28 protein-coding genes are annotated in these 23979 nt (G+C 57.9%); 17 read left to right on the top strand and 11 right to left on the bottom strand.

Annotated elements, in window-relative coordinates; genetic code table 11:
• Positions 1-18 precede the first annotated feature (18 nt).
• The 15 genes from AC2FIT_RS01615 (at position 19) to cysE (ending at position 12129) form a co-directional block, all read left to right on the top strand.
• The gene (locus AC2FIT_RS01615; RefSeq protein ID WP_496826005.1) at positions 19-564 is read left to right on the top strand and encodes an HK97 family phage prohead protease; all 546 of its coding nucleotides are present in this window, start codon (positions 19-21) and stop codon (positions 562-564) included.
• Between the two features lie 35 nt (positions 565-599).
• A complete protein-coding gene (locus tag AC2FIT_RS01610) occupies positions 600-1778 on the top strand; it encodes a phage major capsid protein (protein ID WP_496826004.1) in 1179 nt (392 codons plus the stop codon).
• A 178-nt stretch (positions 1779-1956) separates the two neighbouring features.
• A complete protein-coding gene (locus AC2FIT_RS01605; RefSeq protein ID WP_496826003.1) occupies positions 1957-2553 on the top strand; it encodes a head-tail connector protein in 597 nt (198 codons plus the stop codon).
• Entirely contained in the window at positions 2553-2891 is a 339-nt protein-coding gene (locus tag AC2FIT_RS01600) for a phage head closure protein (RefSeq protein WP_496826002.1), read from the top strand. The genes AC2FIT_RS01605 and AC2FIT_RS01600 overlap by 1 nt, the downstream gene beginning before the upstream one ends.
• Positions 2888-3301, top strand: coding sequence for a DUF3168 domain-containing protein (locus AC2FIT_RS01595; RefSeq protein WP_496826000.1), 414 nt, complete (start codon positions 2888-2890; stop codon positions 3299-3301). The genes AC2FIT_RS01600 and AC2FIT_RS01595 overlap by 4 nt, the downstream gene beginning before the upstream one ends.
• A 20-nt stretch (positions 3302-3321) precedes the next feature.
• On the top strand, positions 3322-3735 hold the full coding sequence (locus AC2FIT_RS01590; RefSeq protein ID WP_224889277.1) for a phage major tail protein, TP901-1 family: 414 nt from the start codon (positions 3322-3324) through the stop codon (positions 3733-3735).
• Between the two features lie 3 nt (positions 3736-3738).
• Complete coding sequence (locus tag AC2FIT_RS01585; protein ID WP_496825998.1) at positions 3739-4059, top strand: gene transfer agent family protein; 321 nt, start codon at positions 3739-3741, stop codon at positions 4057-4059.
• Positions 4056-4265 carry a rcc01693 family protein gene (locus AC2FIT_RS01580; protein ID WP_475182901.1) on the top strand — a complete coding sequence of 70 codons (210 nt, stop codon included), beginning with the start codon at positions 4056-4058 and terminating at the stop codon, positions 4263-4265. Before AC2FIT_RS01585 ends, AC2FIT_RS01580 begins: the two co-directional genes overlap by 4 nt.
• Positions 4252-4914, top strand: coding sequence for an RcGTA-type gene transfer agent tail tape measure protein (locus AC2FIT_RS01575; RefSeq protein WP_496825996.1), 663 nt, complete (start codon positions 4252-4254; stop codon positions 4912-4914). The genes AC2FIT_RS01580 and AC2FIT_RS01575 overlap by 14 nt, the downstream gene beginning before the upstream one ends.
• A 16-nt stretch (positions 4915-4930) precedes the next feature.
• Entirely contained in the window at positions 4931-5563 is a 633-nt protein-coding gene (locus tag AC2FIT_RS01570; protein WP_496825994.1) for a phage distal tail protein, Rcc01695 family, read from the top strand.
• Positions 5563-6450 (top strand): phage/gene transfer agent baseplate hub protein, encoded by an 888-nt coding sequence (locus AC2FIT_RS01565; protein WP_496825992.1) that lies wholly within the window; start codon positions 5563-5565, stop codon positions 6448-6450. Before AC2FIT_RS01570 ends, AC2FIT_RS01565 begins: the two co-directional genes overlap by 1 nt.
• On the top strand, positions 6447-6893 hold the full coding sequence (locus AC2FIT_RS01560) for an NlpC/P60 family protein (RefSeq protein WP_496825990.1): 447 nt from the start codon (positions 6447-6449) through the stop codon (positions 6891-6893). The genes AC2FIT_RS01565 and AC2FIT_RS01560 overlap by 4 nt, the downstream gene beginning before the upstream one ends.
• The gene (locus AC2FIT_RS01555) at positions 6894-10856 is read left to right on the top strand and encodes a baseplate multidomain protein megatron (protein WP_496825989.1); all 3963 of its coding nucleotides are present in this window, start codon (positions 6894-6896) and stop codon (positions 10854-10856) included.
• 8 nt (positions 10857-10864) lie between these two features.
• Positions 10865-11155, top strand: a complete 291-nt coding sequence (locus tag AC2FIT_RS01550; RefSeq protein WP_496825987.1) for a DUF7742 family protein — start codon at positions 10865-10867, stop codon at positions 11153-11155.
• Positions 11156-11319: 164 nt separating this feature from the next.
• A complete protein-coding gene (gene cysE, locus AC2FIT_RS01545) occupies positions 11320-12129 on the top strand; it encodes a serine O-acetyltransferase (RefSeq protein ID WP_496825985.1) in 810 nt (269 codons plus the stop codon).
• Positions 12130-12344: 215 nt separating this feature from the next.
• Here the strand turns inward: cysE and AC2FIT_RS01540 are convergent, their stop codons facing one another.
• The 6 genes from AC2FIT_RS01540 to AC2FIT_RS01515 form a co-directional block, all read right to left on the bottom strand.
• Entirely contained in the window at positions 12345-13649 is a 1305-nt protein-coding gene (locus AC2FIT_RS01540; protein ID WP_496825983.1) for a pyruvate dehydrogenase complex dihydrolipoamide acetyltransferase, read from the bottom strand.
• A gap of 14 nt (positions 13650-13663) precedes the next feature.
• On the bottom strand, positions 13664-15040 hold the full coding sequence (locus AC2FIT_RS01535; protein ID WP_496825981.1) for a pyruvate dehydrogenase complex E1 component subunit beta: 1377 nt from the start codon (positions 15038-15040) through the stop codon (positions 13664-13666).
• Between the two features lie 15 nt (positions 15041-15055).
• On the bottom strand, positions 15056-16045 hold the full coding sequence (pdhA, locus tag AC2FIT_RS01530) for a pyruvate dehydrogenase (acetyl-transferring) E1 component subunit alpha (protein ID WP_068331930.1): 990 nt from the start codon (positions 16043-16045) through the stop codon (positions 15056-15058).
• A gap of 164 nt (positions 16046-16209) precedes the next feature.
• Complete coding sequence (locus AC2FIT_RS01525; RefSeq protein ID WP_068331927.1) at positions 16210-16509, bottom strand: FtsB family cell division protein; 300 nt, start codon at positions 16507-16509, stop codon at positions 16210-16212.
• A gap of 129 nt (positions 16510-16638) precedes the next feature.
• Positions 16639-16983: a lysozyme inhibitor LprI family protein gene (locus AC2FIT_RS01520; protein ID WP_496825978.1), complete on the bottom strand. Its 345-nt coding sequence runs from the start codon at positions 16981-16983 to the stop codon at positions 16639-16641.
• A 68-nt stretch (positions 16984-17051) separates the two neighbouring features.
• Positions 17052-18242: a phosphoglycerate kinase gene (locus AC2FIT_RS01515; protein WP_496825976.1), complete on the bottom strand. Its 1191-nt coding sequence runs from the start codon at positions 18240-18242 to the stop codon at positions 17052-17054.
• 134 nt (positions 18243-18376) lie between these two features.
• Here AC2FIT_RS01515 and AC2FIT_RS01510 point away from each other — a divergent pair, with 134 nt between their 5' ends.
• Both AC2FIT_RS01510 and AC2FIT_RS01505 read left to right on the top strand, forming a co-directional pair.
• Complete coding sequence (locus AC2FIT_RS01510; protein ID WP_496825974.1) at positions 18377-18883, top strand: peptidylprolyl isomerase; 507 nt, start codon at positions 18377-18379, stop codon at positions 18881-18883.
• The gene (locus AC2FIT_RS01505) at positions 18876-19424 is read left to right on the top strand and encodes a peptidylprolyl isomerase (protein ID WP_068331919.1); all 549 of its coding nucleotides are present in this window, start codon (positions 18876-18878) and stop codon (positions 19422-19424) included. Before AC2FIT_RS01510 ends, AC2FIT_RS01505 begins: the two co-directional genes overlap by 8 nt.
• A gap of 50 nt (positions 19425-19474) precedes the next feature.
• Here AC2FIT_RS01505 and aqpZ read toward each other — a convergent pair whose 3' ends face one another.
• From aqpZ to AC2FIT_RS01480, 5 genes are all read right to left on the bottom strand, one after another.
• Positions 19475-20161 (bottom strand): aquaporin Z, encoded by a 687-nt coding sequence (aqpZ, locus tag AC2FIT_RS01500; protein WP_496825972.1) that lies wholly within the window; start codon positions 20159-20161, stop codon positions 19475-19477.
• A gap of 89 nt (positions 20162-20250) precedes the next feature.
• Positions 20251-21060: a M90 family metallopeptidase gene (locus AC2FIT_RS01495; protein WP_496825970.1), complete on the bottom strand. Its 810-nt coding sequence runs from the start codon at positions 21058-21060 to the stop codon at positions 20251-20253.
• Positions 21061-21156: 96 nt separating this feature from the next.
• A complete protein-coding gene (locus AC2FIT_RS01490; RefSeq protein WP_496825968.1) occupies positions 21157-21657 on the bottom strand; it encodes a bactofilin family protein in 501 nt (166 codons plus the stop codon).
• On the bottom strand, positions 21647-22972 hold the full coding sequence (locus tag AC2FIT_RS01485) for a DUF5930 domain-containing protein (RefSeq protein ID WP_496825966.1): 1326 nt from the start codon (positions 22970-22972) through the stop codon (positions 21647-21649). Before AC2FIT_RS01485 ends, AC2FIT_RS01490 begins: the two co-directional genes overlap by 11 nt.
• A gap of 179 nt (positions 22973-23151) precedes the next feature.
• Complete coding sequence (locus tag AC2FIT_RS01480; RefSeq protein WP_496826491.1) at positions 23152-23967, bottom strand: ferritin-like domain-containing protein; 816 nt, start codon at positions 23965-23967, stop codon at positions 23152-23154.
• Positions 23968-23979 lie beyond the last annotated feature (12 nt).

Below are 23979 nucleotides of genomic sequence, written 5' to 3'. Positions count from 1 at the left end.
GCTTATGAGGAGTTATTAATGGATTTAGAGCATAAATTCGCACGCTTTGGAGATGGGTTGTCGGTATCGGACGATGCGGTGATCGCGGGCTATGCCAGCCTGTTTGGTCAGGTGGATCAGGGCAGTGACGTCGTGCAGAAAGGTGCCTATCACGCGTCGCTTGCGGGGCTGGCTACGGCGGGTCAGCGGGTCAAGATGCTGTGGCAGCACGATCCTGCGCAGCCTATCGGCGTCTGGGACGAAGTGCGCGAAGATGACCGGGGCCTATGGGTCAAGGGACGATTGTTGGAAAGCACTCAAAAGGGCCGTGAGGCGGCGGAGCTGATCCGAGCAGGAGCCATGGACGGCCTTTCGATTGGCTATCGTACAAAGCGGGCCGTGAAGAATAACAAGGGCCAGCGGCTCTTGACCGAACTGGAGCTGTGGGAGGTGTCTTTGGTGACCTTCCCGATGCTGCCCAGTGCGCGGGTGGCGGCTAAGGGCACTGAGCCTGCGGCCGAGGATACCTGGCGCAATATTGCCGAGGTGTTCAATGACGCCCGGCAGGAGCTGGCGCGACCCTAGCGCGCCTCAAACCCACCCAAAGAATGGAAGTGCTGATGAGCAAGACCGAGACCCCGGCCTTGACCGGAGAGGGTGCGCCCCTGGTTCAGGAGGTGAAGCAGGCGATGGCTGGCTTCGTGTGTGAATTCAGAGGCCTGAAGGCTGAAGTTAAAACCAAACTGCAACAGACAGAAGAGCGACTGACAATGCTGGATCGTAAATCAACCATCGCGGCGCGTCCGCACCTTGCGGCCTCGACCCTTGACGGCGCGCCGCACCAAAAGGCGTTTGATGCCTATGTGCGTTCGGGCAATGATGACGGCCTTCGGGGTCTGGAGATGGAGGCTAAGTCTCTGACCAGCGCGGTCAATAGTGACGGTGGCTACCTGGTAGATCCGCAGACGGCCGAGATTATCAAGTCGGTGCTGAAATCCACCGCTTCGATCCGTTCGATTGCAGCAGTGGTGAATGTCGAGGCGAACTCTTTCGATGTTCTGATCGACCACACGGATGTTGGTGCTGGTTGGGCGGATGAGGCTTCGTCTGCTACTGAGACCGCGACCCCGTCGATTGACCGTATTTCAATCGCGCTGCACGAACTGAGCGCGCTTCCCAAAGCTTCGCAACGTCTTCTGGACGATAGTGCGTTCGATGTCGAAGGTTGGCTGGCCGGTCGCATCGCCGACAAATTTGCCCGCGCCGAGGCGTCAGCCTTTATCAACGGTGATGGCGTCGACAAGCCGAAAGGCATTCTGGACCACGCCAAGGTCGATAATGATGTCTGGGCATGGGGCAACGTTGGATATGTTCCCACAGGCATTGATGGCGGTGTTGATGCCGATGCCATCGTTGACGTGGTTTATGCACTGGGTGCGCAGTACCGGGTCAATGGCACGTTCGTCATGAACTCGAAGACCGCTGGTTTGATCCGCAAGCTGAAGGACAGCGATGGCCGATTCTTGTGGTCTGATGGGTTGGCTGCCGGTGAGCCCGCGCGCCTGATGGGCTATCCCGTTTTGATCGCCGAGGACATGCCGGATTCGGCATCCGACAGTTTCTCGATCGCTTTCGGTGACTTCCAGGCCGGTTACACCATCGCCGAACGTCCTGACCTGCGGGTGCTTCGCGACCCCTTCAGCGCCAAGCCGCATGTCCTGTTCTACGCGACCAAACGCGTTGGCGGTGATGTGAGCGACTTTGCCGCAATCAAGCTTGTGAAATTCGGCATCGCCTAAGCGGTGACGGATCCGAGGGGCCGGAAATCGGCCTTTCGGGCGGCGGGCGCGGGCTGGGGTGAGATCCCCCGCGTTGTCTAGCTGCTCCCCTCCGTCCGAGCAACGTGGGGCGGCACGTGCCCGCCAGTTTACTGAAGTTACGACCCCCGTAACGGGGCCGAGATTGCGGAGTGAATGGATGATGTTGATCGAAGAAACCGCCATCGCGGATGCGGCGCTGCCGGTGGATCAGTTCAAGGCGCATCTGCGGCTGGGAACCGGCTTTGCCGAGGGCAGCGTGCAGGACGAGGTTTTGAATGGCTTTCTGCGGGCAGCGATCGCAGCGATTGAGGCGCGCACCGGCAAGGTGCTGATTGAACGCGACTTTTCCTGGACCCTGAATGCGTGGCGTGACTCTGCTGGCGAGGTGCTGCCGGTCGCCCCAGTGAAAGCTGTGGGAGGGGTTTCAGTCTTTGACGCAGCGGGTGCGGAAAGCGCAATCGCGCCGGAAGCTTACCGGTTGGAACAGGATAGCCAACGCCCCCGGCTGCGCCCGGCTGGCTTGATGTTGCCGAGACTTGCAACTGGTGGCACGGCCAAGATCACCTTTATCGCAGGTATGTCGGTGGATTGGGATGGCTTACCAGCTGATCTGGGGCAGGCAGTGCTGTTGCTGGCGGCGCACTACTACGAATATCGGGACGAAACGGCCCTTGGTGCAGGTTGCATGCCGTTTGGTGTGACCAGCCTGATCCAGCGCTATCGCACGGTCCGCTTCGGCGCAGGGGTGGCTTGATGAAAAAGCCACAACTGAACCGAAAGCTGGTGCTTGAGGCGCCAGTCCGTACGGCTGATGGCGCGGGTGGATACACCGAGACCTGGCAGGCGCTTGGCATCGTTTGGGCCGAGATCACTGCGCGCAGCGGGTCTGAGCGTCAGGTGGCGGGCGTGCCCGTATCACGTGTCGGGTATCGGATCGTGGTTCGCGGTGCACCCGAAGGGACAGAGATGCGGCCTTCACCAGATCAGCGTTTTGCAGAGGGATCGCGTCGTTTTGTGATCCGCGCCGTCGCGGACCGTGACCCCCGCGGTCAATACCTGACCTGTTTCGCAGATGAGGAGGTCGCTGCATGAGCTACGGTGTTTCAGCCGCCCTGCAAGCGGCGGTGTTTCAACAGCTTTCGGATGATGCGCAGGTCAGCACGCTCTCGGATGGCGCAATTTACGACGCGGTACCTGCGGGATCGGTGCCCCAGGCCTATGTCACGCTGGGACCGGAAGAGGTACGCGACGCGTCGGACCAATCTGGCGTAGGGGCGACGCATCGCTTCATCGTGTCGGTAATATCTGAGGCCGGCGGGTTTGGTGCCGCCAAAGCATTGGCTGGATCGGTGTGCGATGCGCTTGAGGGTGCCGCGCTGACGCTGGATCGCGGGCGGCTGGTCGGATTGTGGTTCGAGCGCGCTTCTGCCCGTCGCACGGGTACTGGCGGTGCAGTTCGCCAGATCGACCTGAAATTCCGCGCCCGCGTGGAAGATGACTAACCAATCAACGGAGAGAGCACATGGCTGCCCAAAACGGAAAAGACCTGTTGGTCAAAGTGGATATGAACGGCTCGGGCCTGTTCGAGACGATCGCGGGCTTGCGGGCCACGCGGGTCAGTTTCAACGCGGAAAGTGTGGATGTTACCAGCCTTGAAAGTCAGGGCGGCTGGCGTGAGCTTTTGTCGGGGGCCGGGGTGAAATCCGCCGCGATTTCTGGGTCGGGGGTTTTCAAAGACGCTGACACCGATGAACGCGCGCGACAGCTGTTCTTTGACGGGGAAACGCCCAATTTCCAAGTCATTATTCCTGATTTTGGAATCGTTGAAGGGGCGTTTCAGGTGACCGGAATCGAGTACGCAGGCTCACATAATGGCGAGGCAACGTATGAGATGAGCTTGGCCAGCGCCGGCGCACTGGCATTCACGGCGCTGTAGTCGATGGCTAATCCATGGACGGGCGAGGTGGCATTGACCATCGATGGGGAGCGGAAGGTGCTCAAGCTGACGCTGGGCGCTTTGGCTGAATTGGAGCAGGCACTGGGTACGGGGTCTTTGGTGGACTTGGTCCAGCGGTTCGAAGGCGGGGTCTATTCCAGCGGTGACGTGCTGGCGTTGATCGTGGCCGGGCTGCGGGGCGGTGGGGCCAATATAGCCCAAGCCGACTTGCTGCGTGCCGAGATCGAAGGTGGGCCGATGGCTGGTGTACGGGCCGCGGCTGAGCTGCTGGCTCGCGCCTTCATGGCACCTGGTGGCGCATGAATGGGTTCGACTGGCCCGCCCTTATGCGGGCGGGTTTCGTTGGCTTGCGTCTGACGCCGGATCAATTCTGGCGTCTGACCCCGGCAGAGTTGAGGTTGATGTTAGGACAGGGCGCAGGGCTGCCAGCGATGAACCGGGCGGGTCTTGACGCGCTGCTTGCGGCTTACCCGGACAAAAAACAAGGAGACCGTGATGACGGATCGTGATGGTTTGGACGACCTGCAGGAACGGGGTGAGGCACTGGGTGACTCGCTTGGGGATGCGGCGTCGATGGCTGCGGCTTTTGACAGTCAAATGAAACGCATTGGCGCAGCATTTGAAGAGACAGGCAAAGACGTTGCAACACTTGAGCGCGGTATGTCCGGCGGATTGCGTAAGGCTTTTGATGGTGTGGTGCTGGATGGGATGAACCTGTCCGATGCGCTAGGCGTGCTAAAAAATTCGATGATTCAGACAGCATATGCGGCTGCAATTAAGCCCGTGACAGATCATTTTGGCGGCATGCTGGCCAATACGGTCGGCAGTTTCGTGCAAGGCGTCCTGCCTTTTGCAGATGGCGGCAGCTTTTCTCAGGGGCGGGTGATGCCCTTTGCCAATGGCGGCGTGATCAGTGGCCCAACGACATTTCCAATGCGCAGCGGCACCGGTCTGATGGGCGAGGCTGGACCAGAGGCCATCATGCCGCTGGCGCGCGGTCCCGACGGCAAACTGGGCGTGCGCACATCCGGTGCCGGCCGCGCAGTGAACGTGGTGATGAACATCACAACACCAGATGTGCAGAGCTTCCGGCGCAGCCAGGGGCAGATTGCCGCTCAGATGGGCCGCGCGCTTGGACGTGGCAATCGAAACAGGTAACACGAGAGAGCAGCCGATGAATTTCCATGAAGTAAGATTTCCCGCCAGTCTGAGCTTTGGTTCGGTTGGTGGTCCCGAGCGGCGAACCGATATCGTGACGCTTGCCAACGGGTTCGAAGAGCGCAACACGCCCTGGGCGCATTCGCGTCGTCGCTATGACGCCGGGCTTGGGATGCGATCGCTGGACGATATCGAAACGCTGGTTTCGTTCTTTGAGGCTCGTCAGGGGCAAATGTTTGGTTTTCGGTGGAAAGACTGGTCGGACTACAAGTCCGGTCCGGCAACCGCAGACGTAAGCCAAGGCGATCAGGTCATAGCACGAGGCGACGGAACCCGTACTGCGTTTCAGTTGGTGAAAACCTACAGTTCCGGTGGATTCACCTATGTCCGTCCCATCGTCAAACCCGTTTTGGGGACGGTCCGGATCGGCCTGGAACAAGATCAGATGCGCGAGGGGGTCGATTTTGAAATAGACCTTACAAATGGGCTTGTAACCTTTTTAGCGCCGCCACCCGAAGAGGTAGAGGTGACTGCCGGGTTTGAGTTCGACGTTCCGGTTCGTTTCGACACCGACAAAATCCAGACCAGTGTAGCCAGCTTTCAAGCGGGCGACGTACCCAATGTTCCAGTGGTCGAGGTGCGTGTCTGATGAGTAGTGATAAGCAAGGCCTCTACGCCCACCTACAAAGTGGGCTGACCACAACCTGTCGGTGTTGGGCTATCCGACGTAAGGACGGGCGAGAATACGGTTTTACGGACCACGACATGAAGCTGAGCTTTGAAGGGATTGAATTTAAGGCCAGTACCGGCCTGACTGCCTCGGTCATCGAGCAGGCCACCGGTCTGTCCATTGATAACTCTGAGGCAATGGGTGCCCTGTCTGATGCAGCCGTTGCTGAGCAGGACATCGAGGCGGGCCGTTTCGATGGTGCAGAGGTGCGCGCTTGGTTGGTCAACTGGGCAAAGCCCGAACAACGCGTGCTGCAGTTCAAGGGCTCGATCGGTGAAATGCGCCGTGCTGGCGGCGCGTTCCATGCAGAATTGCGCGGCCTGACGGATTTGCTGAACCGACCGTTGGGCCGGATTTATCAGAAACCGTGTACGGCGGTTCTGGGGGATGAGGCTTGCAAGTTTAATCTGAATACGCCCGGCTATCAGGGAGAGGCCGAAATTGTAAGCTTGGTTTCACACGCCGTTTTGCAAGTGAAAGGTGCCGAAGGGCCGGACACAGCGTGGTTTAAGCACGGCAGGGTGGACGTAGTCTCTGGACAAGCGCAAGGGCTGTGGGCCTCGATCAAGGAAGATGAACGGCTGGCGGGTGGACGAAACATCACGCTGTGGTCCGGTATCACGGGTGGTCTGGCAGTCGGCGATCGCGTCAGGCTGACCGCTGGCTGCGACAAAAGCATGGATGCGTGTCGCGAGAAATTCAATAATTTCATAAACTTTCAGGGGTTTCCTGATCTTCCTGGCGAGGATTGGATGATGGCTGTCCCAAAGCAGAGTAATCCAAATACCGGGGGCAGCAGACGATGAGTGCGCAAAGGCAGAGTGTAGCGGATCAGGCGCGCAGTTGGCTGGGCACACCCTATGTGCATCAGGCGTCGGTCAAGGGGGTCGGTACGGATTGCCTGGGCCTTTTGCGCGGTGTGTGGCGCGCTTTGCTTGGGAACGAACCCGAAGCTGTACCGACCTACAGCATGGATTGGTCCGAACCGCAGGGCGAAGAACGAATGTGGGCTGCTACACGCCGTCATCTGATCGAAAAGAAAGCCGACAATGTGATGACCGGCGATGTCCTGTTGTTTCGCATGCGCGACGGTCGCGTCGCCAAGCATGTAGGTATCGTCAGTGAAACAGAACCCGTGCCGCGCTTTGTCCACGCCTATTCCGGGTACGGAGTCGTCGAAAGCACGCTGAGCACCCCCTGGCGACGCCGGGTGGTTGCCTGTTTTGAATTTCCGCTGGAGGACAAGTGAATGGCAACAATAATTCTGTCTGCAGCCGGTGCTGCGGTCGGTGGCGCAATCGGCGGCACTGTTGCGGGGTTGTCCTCGGCCGTTGTTGGGCGTGCTGTTGGTGCGACACTGGGTCGGGTCATTGATCAGCGTTTGATGGGGCAGTCGGTTATGGGTGGCGGCAGCGAAGTCGTTGAGACGGGACGCCTGGACCGATTTCGCCTGACAGAGACCGGAGAAGGCGCCCCGGTTTCAACGATCTATGGGCGTATGCGTGTGGGTGGTCAGGTCATCTGGGCCTCGGATTTTCTTGAGACAAAAAGCACGAGCACGACCACCCAAGGTGGCGGTGGTGGCAAGGGTTCTCCTAAATCGCCAGAGGTCACGACAACCACACATAGCTACAGCTACTCGATCTCGCTGGCCATCGCAGTAGGTGGCGGCCAGATTTCGGACGTCTCACGTATTTGGGCGGACGGAGAAGAGTTAGAGCGTGCGGGTCTGAACATGCGGATTTATCCGGGCGACAATCATCAACTGCCGGATCCCCTGATTGAAGCCATCGAAGGGTCAGATAGTGTTCCAGCCTATCGCGGGACAGCCTACGTCGTTATCGAAGATCTTCAATTGGCACCTTTCGGAAACAGGGTGCCACAGTTTTCGTTTGAAGTCGTGCGACAAGAACAGCTGGATTTGCCGGACACATCTGATGCATTGTCGAAAACGGTCCGGGGCGTCGCATTGATGCCTGGTACCGGAGAATACGCCTTGGCCAGCGAACAGATCAACTACACCAAGGGACGGGGGCAAAGCTGGGCCGCGAATGTCAACTCTGCTTCGGGGCAGCCGGATCTGGTGACCTCGGTCCGGGCGCTGCAAGCCGAACTGCCAGCCTGTGATGCGGCTTCGCTAATCGTATCTTGGTTTGGGGGCGACCTGCGGTGTGGGCAATGTCAGATACAGCCAAAGGTTTTGCACAAGGATATTGAAGGGGAAAACATGCCCTGGTCCGTAGCCGGGGTAAACCGTCAAACCGCCGAGACTGTTCGGTATGCAGATGAACGTCCCGTTTACGGTGCGACTCCAGCGGACCCTTCCGTCATACAGGCGATTCAGCACATGAAAAGCATCGGAAAACGTGTGATGTTCTACCCGTTTATCCTGATGGACCAGCTGCAGGACAACGGTCTGCCCGATCCGTGGTCAAGTTCGGACAGCCAGCCACACTTGCCGTGGCGGGGGCGGATCACGCTAAGCATCGCTCCGGGGCGGGAAGGATCGCCTGATCAGACGGCAGCGGCGGATGCACAGGTAGCTTCTTTCTTCGGAGACGCGCGTGCCAGCGATTTTGAAATCGGCGATGGTGTCGTCGCCTACAATGGTCCGCAGGAATGGGGCTTTCGCCGGTTTATCCTGCACTATGCGGCGCTGTGCAAGGCCGCCGGTGGGGTGGATTCGTTCTGCATTGGCTCTGAGATGCGGGGGCTGACACAAATCCGTGGCCTTTCTGGTTTTCCGGCTGTTGCACAGTTGCGGGCGCTTGCCGCGGATGTGCGTGAGATATTGGGGCCGGACGCGAAAATCGGCTATGCGTCGGATTGGAGTGAGTATTTTGGCTATCAGCCCAGCGATGGAACAGGAGACAGGTATTTCCACCTCGATCCGCTTTGGGCCGACGAGAATATCGACTTTGTTGGCATCGACAATTACATGCCATTGTCCGATTGGCGGAACGGCGAGGATCACCTGGACCGACAGGCCGGGGCCGATGCGATCTATGATCTCAACTATCTTCGCGGAAATATCGAGGGCGGTGAAGGATACGACTGGTTCTATGCCTCACCCGAGGAAGCCGAAGCGCAGATTCGGACGCCAATAACGGATCATGAACACGATGAACCGTGGGTCTGGCGGTACAAGGATTTGCGAAACTGGTGGTCGAACCGCCACCATGAACGTATCGGCGGTGTCCGGCAAACGGACCCGACGGATTGGCTGCCTGGATCCAAGCCGATCTGGTTCACGGAACTGGGTTGCGCGGCGATCGACAAGGGAAGCAATCAACCAAACAAGTTTCTTGACCCCAAGTCGTCAGAATCCAGTATTCCACGCTATTCCAATGGTGCGCGCGACGACTTTATGCAGGTGCAGTACCTGAAGGCTATGCTTGGCTACTGGTCTGATCCCAACGCAAACCCCGTTTCCGATCAGTATGGCGGTCAGATGGTGGATATGTCGAACGCATACATATGGGCTTGGGATGCGCGTCCCTTTCCTGCTTTTCCTAACCTGCAAAGCCAGTGGAGCGATGGGGAAAACTATCCACGTGGTCACTGGCTGAACGGGCGATCGGGCACGCGGACTTTGGCCTCGGTCGTTGCGGAAATCTGCTGCGGCGCTGGTGTTACGGATATTGATGTTTCTCGCCTTTACGGGGTTGTTCGAGGGTATGTGGTCGAGGATGTCACAACTGCGCGGGCAGCTTTGCAGCCGTTGATGCTGCGCTATGGTTTCGATGCGATCGAAGGGGACGGTGTATTGCGGTTTCAGATGCGCGGCGGTCACGGGGCCAAAGAGCTTGCAAGCGACGTTCTGGCCGATAGTTCTGAAATCACTGGACGTGTCGAGTTTCGCCGCGAGGCAGAGGCCGAGATGACCGGCCGTGTGCGCATTAGCTTTGTTCAATCCGATGCGGATCATGACGTCGTTTCGGAAGAGGCCATCTTGCCGGACAATGAAACGCATTCAGTATCGGTGAACGAGTTTCCCCTGTCGATGACCCGTGCCGAAGGTCGCCAGACCGCCGAACGGTGGTTAAGTGAGGCGCGTACTGCGCGCGAGACAGCCAGATTTGCCTTGCCGCCGTCGATGCTACACTTGGGTGCAGGTGATATCGTCAGCCTGACTAATGAGGGGCAGAATGCGCGCTATCGCATCGACCGGTTGGAACAGTCTGAATTGCAGTTGGTCGAGGCGGTCCGGGTTGAGCCGGATGTCTATGCACCTTCGAATCTGCCGGACGACGCGGTTTCCGAAAAACCCTTCGTTGCACCTGTTCCTGTGTTGCCCGTGTTCCTGGACCTGCCGCTGATCACCGGGTCGGAAACACCGCATGCACCGTATCTGGCCGCGTCGGCAAATCCGTGGCCCGGCAGCGTTGCGGTCTATTCGGCATCAGGCGACGAAGGCTATGCATTGCAAGACGTCATTCCGGGGCAGGCAGTGATTGGTTTTACTGAAACGCCCCTCGAACGCGCAAGCTCAGGCATCTGGGATGAAGGGGCGGCGCTGCGGATCAGGCTTATCGACGGCTTGTTGGAGTCGCACACACAAGAGGCGCTGCTGAATGGCGCCAACCTGGCCGCAATTGGAGACGGAACACCCGGAAACTGGGAAGTCTTTCAATTCGCCGAGGCAAATTTGCAAGAGGCGGGCACGTACTCCTTGTCCAGCCGGTTGCGTGGTCAGCTTGGAACAGATGCAATCATTCCCGATGTCTGGCCCGAAGGTTCGATGTTCGTTTTGCTTGATCAACGCGTCTACCAAACCGGCCTGTTGCGATCCGAGCGGCGGGTGACCAAGCATTATCGTATCGGTCCCGCGGCACGTGGTTATGAAGACCCGTCTTTTGTACACTTGGTCGAGGCATTCAACGGAAACGGATTGCGCCCGTACTCGCCAGTACACCTATGCGCAAAGCACACGCCAGCCGGTGATCAATTGTCCTGGATTCGTCGGACCCGTCTGGATGGGGATGATTGGGCGGGTCTAGACGTGCCGCTTGCAGAGGAGAATGAATCCTACCTTGTTCAAATTAGCGTCAATGGCACTTTGGTGCGGGAACAGGTCGTAAATGAGCCAAACCTGTTCTACCCCACCGCGACCAAGGCGTCAGATGGTGTCAGCGGCGCGTACAGCTTTCGGGTTGCGCAAGTATCGGCCAGCTATGGGCCGGGCTTGTACGCCAACCTGACAGTTGGGTAGGCCAAACGATGCGTCCTGTATTACACGGGGACGTCAGCGCGGCGGCGCGGGCTTTGCTGGCCGCGCCGCTGGAAGATCGTGAAAGCTTGTGTGCTCGCATGTTCCGCGAAGCTCAACTGGCCTACAAACACGTTTCCCAGACAGGACAACTGCACCCCGAGTTCGGCAATGGCTCGTTGATGGCCGTCGCGCGCAACAGACGGCTAGCCGATGAGCCTTGCTTTGATGACATACAATATTGCCGGTGTTTTGAACTGGTCCTGCGCCACCTGCGCCTGTTTCAGGCAGCATGCCGTTAAAGCAAGGGAATTTGCCGTGATCATATGCAGATTTAGATGCAATTGTGGACCTTGCTGCCGGTTTATTCCGTTTCATATTTTTTCGTTACCATACCGATCACGGGTTTGCGTTTGGCGTTTTACCCACTAAATGGCATGCTAAGCGCAGCAAAGGAACAATAGTTATGTTGGAAAAGCGCAGTCATGTGACACCGGTTGATCCGGTCTGGACACGTATTACGAGCGAAGCCCAAGCGGCTGTCGAAAATGAGCCGTTGATGGGCGGGTTAGTTCATGCCTGCATATTGCACCATCGCAGCCTGGGTCGGGCTCTGTCCTATCGCATCTCGGCCAAGCTGTGTTCGAACGAAATGTCGATGATGGTCCTGCGCGAGGTCGTGGACGAAGCATATGCGGATGACCCAACGCTGATTGAGGCGGCGCGTGCAGACCTGATGGCCGTTTACGAACGTGATCCAGCCTGCCACCGCTTGTTGCAACCGATCCTGTATTTCAAAGGCTATCAGGCCATGCAGACCTACCGCGTTGCGCATTGGCTTTGGCGGAAAGGGCGCCATGATTTGGCGTATTTCTTCCAGATGCGTTCGTCCGAAATCTTCGGAACCGACATCCATCCCGCCGCAAAAATCGGCAAGGGTATCATGATCGACCACGCACATTCCATCGTCATTGGTGAAACGGCCGTGGTAGGGGACAATGTTTCGATGCTGCATTCCGTAACATTGGGCGGAACAGGTAAGGAAGAAGAAGACCGCCATCCAAAAATAGGAAATGGCGTGCTTATTGGTGCCGGGGCCAAAGTGCTTGGTAATATTTCGGTTGGCCGTTGTAGCCGTATCGCTGCGGGCTCCGTCGTTTTGCAAAACGTGCCGGCCTGCAAAACGGTTGCTGGCATTCCAGCCAAGATCGTTGGTGAGGCAGGCTGTGATCAGCCATCAATCTCGATGGATCACATGCTGGGCAAAGACAGGTAACGAGGCCCAGCCAAATAAGCGCGCCCCACCTGGCGTGCTTTTTCTGTCTCGCTTTGGTGTTTCAACACCGAGGATACGAAGTGTATCCTGCAAAAGTGTGACACCATCCGACGTTTCCGGACGGGGCAATCTATCAGTGCCGCAGGGCAAATCGAAAAGCCCAACCAATAAGGAGGGGCTTTTCGATTCATGCACGGTCCAGTTTTGTCCGGTTTTCAGGCCAGCATAACCATCGGGTTTTCGAGGTTATCGACGATAGCTTGTAGCAGTTGTGCGCCAAGCGCGCCGTCAATAACTCGGTGATCGACCGACATTGTAACTGACATCAGGGTGGCAACCGTCAACTCTCCATCATCGCCCACCACTGGTTTTTTGAGGCCGGTGCCGACTGCAAGAATACCGGCATGGGGTGGGTTCACGATTGCGTCGAAATTGTCGATGCCGAACATGCCCAGGTTCGAGACGGCAAAGGTCCCGCCCTGGTATTCATGCGGGGCCAGCTTGCGGTCGCGGGCACGGGCTGCAAGGTCCTTCATCTCAGTTGACAGAGCTGACAGAGATTTCGTGTCAGCATCCTGCAAGACCGGGGTGAACAGGCCGCCCTCAATAGCGACGGCAACGGCCACATCCGAAGGTTTCAGTTGCAATACGCGATCACCGGCCCAAACTGCGTTGCATTCAGGGACCTGCTGCAAAGCGTTAGCGACGGCTTTGATGATAAAGTCGTTAACGCTGAGCTTTACGCCACGGCCTTCCAGTTGTTTGTTCAACTGGCCGCGGAATTTCAGCAGCGCATCCAACTTGATGTCGCGACGCAGGTAGAAATGCGGGATGGTCTGTTTGGCTTCGGACAGGCGTGCGGCAATCGTCTTGCGCATACCATCGAGTTTGATTTCCTCGTACTCCCGACCTTCGTACATCTTGGCGACAGCATCCGCTGATGGTCCTGCCGGGGCGGCTGCGGGTGCAGGTGCTGCCTGAGCCGAGGCAGGTGCGGACGCCGGAGCAGTGGCGGTCGCAGTTTCAACGTCTGCTTTGACGATACGGCCATGCGGCCCGGACCCCTTGATCTGCGATAGGTTAAGACCTTTCTGAGCGGCAATCCTGCGAGCCAGCGGAGATGCGAAAATGCGACCGCCATCCGCTTTGACTGGAGCAGCCGGGGCAGGGGCAGGCGCCTCGGGCGCCACTGGAGCGGCGGCCTCGTTGCCTGCGGCGGCTTCTGGCGAAGCCTCCGGTGCTGCTGTGGGTGTGGCAGCGATATCATCGGCGCTTTCACCCTCTTCCAGCAGTACCGCAATGGCGGTGTTGACCTTTACCCCTTCAGAACCTTCGGGGACCAGGATTTTGCCAATGGTGCCTTCATCGACGGCCTCGAACTCCATCGTTGCCTTATCGGTTTCAATCTCGGCCAGCAGGTCGCCGGAGGACACGGTATCGCCTTCCTTGACCAACCATTTTGCAAGTGTGCCTTCCTCCATAGTCGGTGAAAGGGCGGGCATCAGAATTTCGGTGGGCATCTGTCTGTCGCTCCTTACCGGTAGGTCACTTGTTTGACGGCGGCGATCACCTCATCGGTGGTGATCAGGGCCAGCTTTTCAAGGTTTGCTGCATACGGCATCGGAACATCCTTACCGGTGCAGTTGATTACGGGCGCATCAAGGTAGTCGAACGCTTCCTGCATCACGATCGAGCTTATGTAGCTGCCGACGGAACCCTGCGGCCAACCTTCTTCGACGGTTACCAGGCGGTTGGTTTTCATCACCGAGTTGATGATTGCGCCCGTATCCATTGGACGAAGCGTGCGCAGGTCGAGCACCTCAGCGTTGATGCCTTCCTCGGCCAGTTTGTCGGCGGCTTCCAATGCGTATTGCATACCGATGCCAAAGCTGACGATGGTTACATCCGATCCCTCGCGCCAGATGCGGGCCTTGCCCAGAGGGATGGTCAGGTCATCGACTTGCGGCACATCGGACGAGCGACCGTATAAGATTTCGTTTTCCAGAAAGACCACCGGGTTGGGGTCACGGATTGCCGATTTCAACAGACCTTTTGCATCGGCCGCCGAATAGGGCATAACGACTTTAAGACCGGGGATTTGCATATACCACGCCGCGTAATCCTGGCTGTGCTGCGCGGCCACACGGGCGGCGGCACCGTTAGGACCTCGGAACACAATGGGACAGCCCATCTGACCGCCGGACATATACAGTGTTTTCGCGGCAGAGTTGATGATCTGGTCAATCGCCTGCATGGCGAAGTTGAAGGTCATAAATTCGACAATCGGCTTCAGCCCGCCAAAAGCGGAGCCAACGGCGATCCCGGCAAAGCCGTGCTCGGTGATTGGGGTGTCGATCACGCGCTTGCTGCCGAACTCGTCCAGAAGACCCTGAGAGACCTTGTAAGCGCCTTGGTACTCCGCGACCTCTTCGCCCATCAGGTAAACGTCTTCGTCGCTACGCATCTCTTCGGCCATCGCATCGCGCAGCGCTTCACGCACGGTTTGCTGCGCCATTTCCGCGTCGGCGGGCCAGTCAGGCGACAGATCGACCTTCGGAGCGGCAGGGGCTGATGATGCAGCAGGAGCGGGGGCCTCAACCGCCGCTGGGGCGGCCTCAGCCTCCGCTGCGGCTGCGGGCGCAGCCTCGGGCAGGGCGGAAGCGTCTTCGCCTTCTTCGACCAGGATCGCGATGGGGGTGTTGACCTTAACCCCCTCAGTGCCGTCTTCGATCAGGATTTTGCCAACGATACCTTCGTCGACTGCTTCGAATTCCATCGTTGCTTTGTCAGTTTCGATCTCGGCCATGATGTCGCCCGAGGAAACGGTGTCGCCTTCTTTTACCAGCCATTTGGCCAGCGTGCCCTCTTCCATCGTGGGTGAGAGCGCGGGCATGAGAATTTCGGTTGCCATGTCTTATTCGTCCTCTCAGGCGTAGATATCGGTCCAGAGCTCTTCGACGGAAGGCTCGGGGCTTTCTTTCGAGAATTCGGCTGCCTGGTTGACGATCTCTTTGATTTCCTTGTCGATCGCCTTCAGATCATCCTCGGTTGCGTGCTTGCCGGTCAGCAGCAGCTCGCGCACGTGCTCGATCGGGTCGCTTTGTTCGCGGACTTTCTGAACCTCTTCGCGGGTTCGGTACTTGGCCGGGTCGGACATCGAGTGGCCGCGATAGCGGTACGTCTTGATTTCGAGGATGTACGGACCTTTTCCGGCGCGACAGTGGGCAACGGCCTTTTCACCGGCGGCCTTCACGGCCAACACATCCATACCGTCGACGATTTCACCCGGAATGCCAAACGCCTCACCACGGTGGTAGATATCCTTGGTCGAAGTCGAACGGGCCTGAGAGGTTCCCATCGCATATTGGTTGTTCTCGATCACGAACACCACAGGCAGGCTCCAGATCGCGGCCATGTTGAACGTCTCATAGACCTGACCCTGGTTTGCGGCACCGTCCCCAAAATAGGTGAAGGTCACACCCCCGTTTTCCTTGTACTTGTCGGCAAAGGCCAGTCCCGCACCAAGCGGCACCTGCGCGGCGACGATACCGTGACCGCCGTAAAAGTGCTTTTCTTTCGAGAACATGTGCATCGAGCCGCCCTTACCTTTGGACAGCCCGCCGATGCGTCCGGTCAATTCGGCCATCACACCGCCTGGCTCCATCCCGCAGGCAAGCATGTGACCGTGATCCCGGTAGGACGTGATGCGCTTGTCGCCCTCTTTGGCAGCGGCCTCAAGGCCCACGACGACGGCTTCCTGCCCGATGTAGAGGTGGCAAAATCCACCGATCAGACCCATGCCATAAAGCTGACCAGCTTTTTCTTCGAATCGGCGGATCAACAGCATTTCGCGGTAATACGTTTTGAGTTCTTCCGCAGAAACGTTTGGTTTCTTTGTGGTTTTTCGCGCAGCCATTGTGGCGATCTCCCCCTTTCGGACAGATAGTTTAGCGTTAAACTATTTCATAAAGCATTTCCGGCAATCTGGCGAGGGTAAATGTGACGCGGCATCGGATCGCGCGCGTTCAGACCTTTGGCTTGCGGCCAGGCCAGCGGTTGAAACGAATTATCAGACCGAGTTCAGCGGATGACGATTTCGTCCGAGCGGATCATGCCGAGAACCGAACGCGCCTGTTGGTCCAGCAGATCAAGATCCAGATAGGTGTCGGACAAACGACGTGTCAGGTTTTCCATTTCCGCGATCTCGGCCTCAAGCTTGGCAAGATCGCGCGACAGGGCGTCCCGTTCTGCTGCAATTTCGACCCGTCTGAACAGGCCATAGTCGCCCTGCACGGCGGCAAAGGTGAAGTACACACCCAGCATAAATGCCACCATGAAGAAGACGACTGCGCCCAAGCCGGGTCGATGAGAACGGGACACTCTGTTTACCGCCGTATGAAGTTTGCCTCAATAACGTGCCCTTTTCGGGCATCTCGAAGCACTATGTCACAGGTGATTCGGGTTGTGAATCCCTTACTTGGTATTTTTTCATGTGTAGGTGGTTGATAATCACTGCCACGTTTTCAGCGCCTTGTTTCGCGCCAGCGTCTGTTCTTCCATGCAGCTCCAGTAGAACATCGCGTCTGCGCTGCCACCTGCCAATAATTCGGGTTCGCAGGTCGCATCCCGTGACTTCAACCACGCGCGCTGCTGCTCCAGCAGGGCTTGTCCGTCACCGCGCGCGTCTGCCAAAGGTTTGACTTCGCCCCAGGTGCGGTTGAGTTCACGGTCCGCGATCTCCCACTTTTCCTTGGCGCAAAAATTGGCATCGATCTGCGTTTGGCCATTGCAACTGGATTGCGCGACAGCAGACGGTGGAAGCAGGAAAGCTATCAGAAATGCAAGGCCTCTCATGGCAAAACCTCCGCTCAAAAGGCGATTTTACCATGAGCAGTGCCATTTGCCCAAAATTGACCAGATGATTAACCTTCCAGCGCGGCGACGCCCGGCAGGGTTTTGCCCTCCATCCACTCAAGAAATGCGCCACCTGCTGTTGAGATGTACGAGAAATCTGCTGCCGCACCGGACGCATTCAGCGCGGCCACGGTATCGCCCCCGCCTGCGACGGACACCAAATTGCCCGCGCGGGTAAGCTCCGCCGCCTTCAGCGCTGCGGCATCGGTCGCGGCGTTGAACGGTGCGATCTCAAAAGCTCCCAACGGGCCATTCCAGATCAGGGTCCTGCTTTTGGCAAAGATGTCCGAGATGGCCGCGACACTTTCGGGACCGGCATCAAGGATCATGCCGTCATCCGTGCATTGATTGGCAGGCAGAACTTCGTATGCCGCGTTGGCTGCAAATTCTTCGGCAACAACCACATCCGAAGGCAGAACAATCGTGCAGCCTGCGCTTTCGGCTTTGGCCAGAATTTCAGCTGCGGTGTCTTTCATCGCGGTTTCGGCCAGTGACTTTCCGACATTCAGCCCCTTAGCAACGAGGAAAGTGTTCGCCATACCGCCGCCGATCACCAGATAATCCACCTTGTTGATCAGGTTGCCCAGCAGTTCCAGCTTGGTCGACACTTTTGCCCCACCAACCACGGCAGTCACGGGCCGCTTGGGATCACCTAAAGCACCCTCCAGCGCCTCAAGCTCGGCCTGCATCAAGCGACCGGCGCAGGAGGGCAGCAGGCGGGCGATAGCCTCGGTTGAGCTGTGGGCGCGATGCGCGGCCGAGAAGGCATCGTTGCAGTAAACCTCACCAAGCTTGGCCATACCTGCGGCCAATTCGGCGTCATTCTTGGTTTCAGCTGCGTGGAAACGCGTGTTCTCCAGCAGCAGAACCTGACCCGATGGCAGCGCTTCCGCGGCCTGTTCAGCCTCGGCACCGACGCAATCGGGAGCGAAACGGACAGCGGCACCAAAGGCGGTTTCAAGTGCAGGAACCAGTTGTTGCAATGAAAGGTCCATTTTCCGTTCGCCCCCCGGACGACCGAAATGGGCCAGCAGGATTGGCTTGCCGCCAGCTGCAAGAACATCGCGAACGGTCGGCACGATGCGCTGGATGCGGGTATCGTCCGTCACCACCCCGTCAGCGACCGGCACGTTGATATCCACACGTATCAGCACGCGTTTGCCGTTCAGGTCCATATCGTCAAGAGTTTTCCAGCCCATCGCGCAATCCTTGGTATTTTGAAACAAGTTTAGGCGGTTCTTTTCCTGCATTTTGCCCTCAGGTCAATGCGTCACTTGGCATTCAGGCGCATGGCGAATAGGTAAATGCGCAAGACAAACGACAGGAGGGCCACATGGCCGAGATCAAGGATCCCGAAAACACCATCATCGTCGAACTGAAAGATGGCAAGGTCGTCATTGAACTGCTGCCCGACGTAGCACCGCAGCACAGTGCCCGGATGAAGGAACTGGCGCGCGGTGGCGAATATGACAACGTGGCCTTTCACCGTGTGATCGACGGTTTCATGGCGCAGACCGGCGACGTGCAGCACGGCGATATGGAAGACGGGTTTAACATTCGCATGGCGGGAACTGGCGGCTCGTCGCTGCCCAACGTTCCGGCAGAGTTCTCAAAGCTGCCGCATGATCGCGGAACTCTGGGTGCGGCGCGGTCGCAGAACCCTGACTCGGCAAACTCGCAATTCTTCATCAACTTCAAGGACAATCACTTCCTGAACGGCCAATACACCGTCTACGGCCGTGTAATCGACGGAATGGAGCATGTGGACGCTATCGTACGTGGTGAGCCGCCTGCGAACCCTGACCGCATGATCAGCGTCAAGGTGGCAGCAGATGTATAAACTGGCTGCAGCATTTGTACTGCTGGCCAGCCCCGCGCTGGCTACAGGCCTACAGATCGAGATCGAAGGTGAGGGGGCCAATGGGACGGTCACCGTTGACCTATTCGAAGATCTTGCCCCGAAGCATGTTGAACAGATCAGCACCCTCGCCGCCGAGGGCAAGTATGATGGCGTGGTGTTCCACCGCGTGATCGACGGTTTCATGGCGCAGACCGGGGATGTTGAGTTCGGTCGCATCGGTGGTGACATGCGCCGGGCGGGCACCGGTGGGTCGGATCGTCCCGATCTACCCGCCGAATTCTCGGACTTCAACTATGACCGCGGTGTGGTGGGCATGGCGCGGGCGCAGGACCCGGACAGTGCGAACTCGCAATTCTTCATCATGTTTGAACCGGGTCCATTCCTGAACGGCCAGTACACGGTTGTTGGGCAGGTCACTGATGGCATGGATGTGGTTGATATGATCAAGCGGGGCGACGGACCCAACGGTGCCGTGATTGGTCAGCCCGATGTGATGAAAACGGTTACCGTCACTGAATGAATAGAAAAGCCCCGGAGTTGATCGCTGCGGGGCTTTCCTCTTGCAAGTGTCTAGTCGTCGCCCATCGCTTGCCAGATCAGCGCGCCGATGGCAGCGCCGACTAGTGGGGCAACCCAGAACAGCCAAAGCTGCGCCAAAGCTGGTCCATCAGCAAACAGAGCCACACCAGTTGAACGCGCGGGATTTACTGATGTGTTCGTTACAGGGATGGAAATTAGGTGGATCAGCGTAAGGCACAGGCCAATGGCGATTGGAGCAAATCCTTCAGGTGCGAAATTGGATGTTGCGCCAAGAATGACCACGACGAAGAATGCGGTCATCACGATCTCGATCACCAGCGCCGAGGTCAGCGAATATCCCTCGGGTGAAGCCTCGCCGTATCCGTTTGTGGCAAAACTGCCAACGCCCTCAAAGCCTGGCGCGCCACTCACGATCAGGTATAGCACTGCGGCGGCAGCAATCGCGCCGATCACTTGTGCGATCCAATAGGGGATCAGTTCGCTTGCCGGGAACCTGCCGCCTATCATCAGGCCGAGGCTGACTGCCGGGTTGAAATGTCCGCCCGAGATATGCCCGACAGCATATGCCATCGTCAAAACGGTCAGTCCAAAGGCAAAGGAAACACCCAGCCATCCGATGCCAACATCTGCAACGCCTGCCGCCAATACTGCACTCCCGCAGCCGCCGAGTACCAACCAGAACGTACCGAAAAATTCGGCCATGAGTTTTGGCAACATGAAAAATCCTCCCGAAAACAACCGGTTTCACTATAATTCAATTACCGTTATTTGATAACCACTTGCAAAACTACACAGCTTGACCCGGCTTAACTCCATCTGACAGGGTCGAGCCGAAACAGTTTGGAAAGCTGTGCATAGACATCGGGCACAGCAGCTTTCAACTGTTTTGGTTGTTCAAAGAAGACCTCGACCGAAACGGCAAAAAATTCCTCGTGGCCTACCGCTCCGTAAGGGGCAATGACGGTATGCCTGCCATGCTCGACCGCGTTTACGTGGGCGTCATAGGCAGTCAGAAACACGCGCTCCCACTCTGCAAAGCTTTGCCCGTCGCTCAGGATCGGAACGCCATTGGTTCCGCCGGACATATCGTCGACCTGATGCGCAAACTCGTGCAAAACAACATTCTGGCCGTCATGGTCATTTGCTGCGCCTTTGCGGCTGTGCGACCAAGATAGGATCACTGGACCGCGATCCCAGCTTTCGCCGGTGCGAACGATTTCTTTTTCGCTCACGACATAGCCGTCCTGCCTGCGTTGCCGCGACTTAAACGCGTTTGGGTAGATCAGAATGGTGGTCAGATGATCGTACCATTGGTCACTGTTGACCAGCAGCAGGCTGGCTTGTGCGGCGATGGCTAGCTCCATCTCTTCGGTGACTTCAAGTCCATCACAGCCGAAGAAGTGGACCTGATCCAGAAACAGGTTCACCTTGCCATCAAGCTTGGCGCGCAGGTCTGCGGGCAGTCGGCGGATCAGCGGGACTTGCTGCTCGATAATCTTGAGCTGATGATCGGTCAGTGATGTCGCAAGCAGCCGTTGCCGCGCTTGGGATTTTGACCAATGGCGGTACAGGAAAAAACCGACAATCAGCAGCAGGACAGAGAAAAAGATCAGCATAGAGAGACATTATACCGACCTTTTCGTTCAGCAAGAGCAAAGAAAAACGCCGCAGGGCAACCCGCGGCGCTCACTCGTTCTTCTGCAGGTGCAGTGTTACTGTTTGACCTCAGCCGCGGGGTTCGCACCCGGTTTTGCACTGCGGCCTGGGTTCAGCGGATCGTCCTGACGCTGCACCGAGCCTTCGAAATGCGCGCCGCTTTCGATGGCAATGGTCTTGTGGATAATGTCGCCCTCGACCCGTGCAGTCGACGTAAGGCGTACTTTCAAGCCCCGCACACGGCCTACGATGCGGCCGTTAACGACGACGTCGTCTGCGGTGACTTCACCCTTGATGGTCGCCGTTTCGCCGATGGTCAGCAGGTGCGCGCGGATGTCGCCCTCTACGGTACCTTCGACCTGAATGTCGCCCGATGTCTTGAGGTTGCCGGTGATGTGCAGGTCCGACGACAGAACCGATGCCGGAGGCTTGGGCTTTGGCGCGGTACTGGCCTTGTTTTCTGCGGGTGCAGGTGCCGCCGGTTTCGCCGGTGCCGCGGGTTTCGTCGCCTCATGGGCGTTGGACGCGGGCTCGTTGATTTTGCTTTTAGAAAACATTTCTCGCAGCCTTGATGTAAGTCATTGGGTTAACAGGTTTTCCATTAACGCGCACTTCATAGTGTAGATGCGTTCCGGTAGACCGTCCAGTGCTACCCATATCAGCAATATGATCCCCGCGCGAGACCCTTTGACCAACCTTTACGCGGATCTTGGTATTATGAGCGTAAAGCGTCTCAATTCCAAAGGCGTGTTTGATTTTCACCAAGCGTCCAAAACCGGATTGCCAGCCTGCCTGGGTGACCACTCCGTCAGCCGTCGCAAAGATATCGGTGCCATGCGCGCCAGCGAAATCTGCGCCGTTATGCATGCGTCGACCACCTGTTTTGGGATCGCGGCGCTTTCCGAATCCGCTGGTGTAACGGACAGCTGCGTGCACAGGGCTGGCAAAGGGGGCTTTTTCGGCGGCAATGCGGTACAGGTTCAGCTGATCCATCTGTTGCAGAAGCACATTAGCGCGGATTTCGTCCGGCGTCAGTTCCCCGCCGCGGGTGCTGAACGAAATGGGGGTAAGAGGGCCGCCCATGCCGCTGTACCCGCGGCGGATCTCTTCGATGATGCGGTCCGTAGGCATGCCGGCCTGGCGGAACATCTTGTCCAGTGGCTCGACCGAAATCACCATCGCCTCTTCCAGCTGGCGGAAAATCTCGTCACTGCGTTCCTGCATCAGCTGGATTTCCAGCTCTAGTTCTTCACGCTGTTCCAACGCGTCTTGTGCATCCGACGCGATCTGATCGCGTTCTTGTGCCGTGCGTGACAGCGCCTCAGTCATAAAGGTCATCTGTTCGGGAGCGGCCAAGGCGGTCACGTACGTATCGCTCTCGCCAGCTTCGACCTGCAGGCTGGCCAGTTCAGCGCGAGCCTCTTCGCGCTGCTTCATTGTGGCGCGCAAGGTGGTCTGAATGACCTCGATGCCTGTTTCAAGCTCGCGGCGGCGGTTTTCCGACGCCAAAAGCTCGGATTGCATCGCCGATATCTGCTCAAGCGCTGCGTTGAACCGGTCATGCGCGGCAAGCGCCTCGATCGCGCGGGCGTCGCGTTCGGCGGACAGGACGTTCAGACGCTCTTGATAGGTTGCCTGATCCCGTTTGGCCTGCTCGCGGAAATTGCCTGACCCGATGCTGTCCATTAAAAGGATTGCAGTTGCAACGGCGGTCCAGCCTATGATTACGGACACCCCGGCAACAGCAGCCACCTGCGTTTCCGAGCTGAGCCGGATAAACCGCGTATCGTTATCAGATTTAAGAAAGACCCGGCGCTCCGGGAAATACCGTTCGAACAGTGAGTGTAGTTTTATTGCCAGACGGGTTCGCACGCGTCTTTACCTCTCAATCCCCATGATCGGGACCGGTCGTGAGCGTCCGCCGTCCCTTGGCGCATTGCATAAAGGGCGCGTTTGAATAGGGCAAGTTTGTTAACCTGTTCACCCTTGAAACCATCTTTTTCCCGCCAATTCTCGGCGGGAAATTGCCGAAAACACTGATTTGAGCAAACCTAATCCGCGCTGCCGGGCGCCGGCAGATCCTCGGTCAGTGGCCAGTAAAAGTCAGGCGGCAGCCCGGCTTCGGCGCGTTTCTCCTCATTGAAAGGAGGTTTGAGAACGCCGTGGAAATAACGCCGGACCAGTTGGTGAAACACATCTTTGGGATCCGCATTCTCACGCCCGCACAAGAAGTTAAACCATTTCGAGCCATAGGCCACATGCCCGACCTCTTCGGCATAGATCACTTCCAGCGCGGCGATGGCCTGTTCGTCCTTGGCCTTTCGGAAGATGTTGATCATGCCGGGTGTCACATCCAACCCGCGCGCCTCAAGCACCATGGGAACGACAGCCAATCGGCCCATCAGATCGTCGGCGGTGTCCTCTGCCGCGCGCCACATGCCGGCATGGGCGGGCAGGGCACCATAATGACTGCCCATGTTTTCAAGGCAGTCGCAGACCATCTCGAAATGGCGTGACTCTTCCTCGGCGCATTTGACCCAATCATCATAAAACCCGATCGGCATGGGCACGTGCCCGAACCGGGCGATGATGTCCCAGTGCAGGTCGACAGCGTTCAACTCGATATGCGCCACTGCGTGCAGCAAGGCGATGCGGCCAGCCTCAGAGCCGGGCTTGCGTTTGGGAACTTCGCGCGGAGACAGAAGCTCGGGCCGCTCGGGGCGGGCGGGCTGCAACGGAGGTGTCGCTGTGCCGATCTCAATTGCGGGTGACTCACCCTTGCGCGAGGCAAACCACGTTGCGGCATGGCGTTTGGAAAGGGCAGTTTTTTCCCGCCCATTCGCCGTGATCAGAACTTCGGTCGCCATCTGGGTCAACGT

Source organism: Ruegeria sp. YTSA135, from assembly GCF_059610165.1.
This window is presented reverse-complemented; position numbering and strand designations above follow the sequence as displayed.

Bases quoted from the DNA above. Each gene is read 5' to 3' on its own strand.
- AC2FIT_RS01615 (WP_496826005.1), top strand. From the start codon at position 19: ATGGATTTAGAGCATAAATTCGCACGCTTTGGAGATGGGTTGTCGGTA.
- AC2FIT_RS01610 (WP_496826004.1), top strand. From the start codon at position 600: ATGAGCAAGACCGAGACCCCGGCCTTGACCGGAGAGGGTGCGCCCCTG.
- AC2FIT_RS01605 (WP_496826003.1), top strand. From the start codon at position 1,957: ATGATGTTGATCGAAGAAACCGCCATCGCGGATGCGGCGCTGCCGGTG.
- AC2FIT_RS01600 (WP_496826002.1), top strand. From the start codon at position 2,553: ATGAAAAAGCCACAACTGAACCGAAAGCTGGTGCTTGAGGCGCCAGTC.
- AC2FIT_RS01595 (WP_496826000.1), top strand. From the start codon at position 2,888: ATGAGCTACGGTGTTTCAGCCGCCCTGCAAGCGGCGGTGTTTCAACAG.
- AC2FIT_RS01590 (WP_224889277.1), top strand. From the start codon at position 3,322: ATGGCTGCCCAAAACGGAAAAGACCTGTTGGTCAAAGTGGATATGAAC.
- AC2FIT_RS01585 (WP_496825998.1), top strand. From the start codon at position 3,739: ATGGCTAATCCATGGACGGGCGAGGTGGCATTGACCATCGATGGGGAG.
- AC2FIT_RS01580 (WP_475182901.1), top strand. From the start codon at position 4,056: ATGAATGGGTTCGACTGGCCCGCCCTTATGCGGGCGGGTTTCGTTGGC.
- AC2FIT_RS01575 (WP_496825996.1), top strand. From the start codon at position 4,252: ATGACGGATCGTGATGGTTTGGACGACCTGCAGGAACGGGGTGAGGCA.
- AC2FIT_RS01570 (WP_496825994.1), top strand. From the start codon at position 4,931: ATGAATTTCCATGAAGTAAGATTTCCCGCCAGTCTGAGCTTTGGTTCG.
- AC2FIT_RS01565 (WP_496825992.1), top strand. From the start codon at position 5,563: ATGAGTAGTGATAAGCAAGGCCTCTACGCCCACCTACAAAGTGGGCTG.
- AC2FIT_RS01560 (WP_496825990.1), top strand. From the start codon at position 6,447: ATGAGTGCGCAAAGGCAGAGTGTAGCGGATCAGGCGCGCAGTTGGCTG.
- AC2FIT_RS01555 (WP_496825989.1), top strand. From the start codon at position 6,894: ATGGCAACAATAATTCTGTCTGCAGCCGGTGCTGCGGTCGGTGGCGCA.
- AC2FIT_RS01550 (WP_496825987.1), top strand. From the start codon at position 10,865: ATGCGTCCTGTATTACACGGGGACGTCAGCGCGGCGGCGCGGGCTTTG.
- cysE (WP_496825985.1), top strand. From the start codon at position 11,320: ATGTTGGAAAAGCGCAGTCATGTGACACCGGTTGATCCGGTCTGGACA.
- AC2FIT_RS01540 (WP_496825983.1), bottom strand. From the start codon at position 13,649: ATGCCCACCGAAATTCTGATGCCCGCCCTTTCACCGACTATGGAGGAA.
- AC2FIT_RS01535 (WP_496825981.1), bottom strand. From the start codon at position 15,040: ATGGCAACCGAAATTCTCATGCCCGCGCTCTCACCCACGATGGAAGAG.
- pdhA (WP_068331930.1), bottom strand. From the start codon at position 16,045: ATGGCTGCGCGAAAAACCACAAAGAAACCAAACGTTTCTGCGGAAGAA.
- AC2FIT_RS01520 (WP_496825978.1), bottom strand. From the start codon at position 16,983: ATGAGAGGCCTTGCATTTCTGATAGCTTTCCTGCTTCCACCGTCTGCT.
- AC2FIT_RS01515 (WP_496825976.1), bottom strand. From the start codon at position 18,242: ATGGGCTGGAAAACTCTTGACGATATGGACCTGAACGGCAAACGCGTG.
- AC2FIT_RS01510 (WP_496825974.1), top strand. From the start codon at position 18,377: ATGGCCGAGATCAAGGATCCCGAAAACACCATCATCGTCGAACTGAAA.
- AC2FIT_RS01505 (WP_068331919.1), top strand. From the start codon at position 18,876: ATGTATAAACTGGCTGCAGCATTTGTACTGCTGGCCAGCCCCGCGCTG.
- aqpZ (WP_496825972.1), bottom strand. From the start codon at position 20,161: ATGTTGCCAAAACTCATGGCCGAATTTTTCGGTACGTTCTGGTTGGTA.
- AC2FIT_RS01495 (WP_496825970.1), bottom strand. From the start codon at position 21,060: ATGCTGATCTTTTTCTCTGTCCTGCTGCTGATTGTCGGTTTTTTCCTG.
- AC2FIT_RS01490 (WP_496825968.1), bottom strand. From the start codon at position 21,657: ATGTTTTCTAAAAGCAAAATCAACGAGCCCGCGTCCAACGCCCATGAG.
- AC2FIT_RS01480 (WP_496826491.1), bottom strand. From the start codon at position 23,967: ATGGCGACCGAAGTTCTGATCACGGCGAATGGGCGGGAAAAAACTGCC.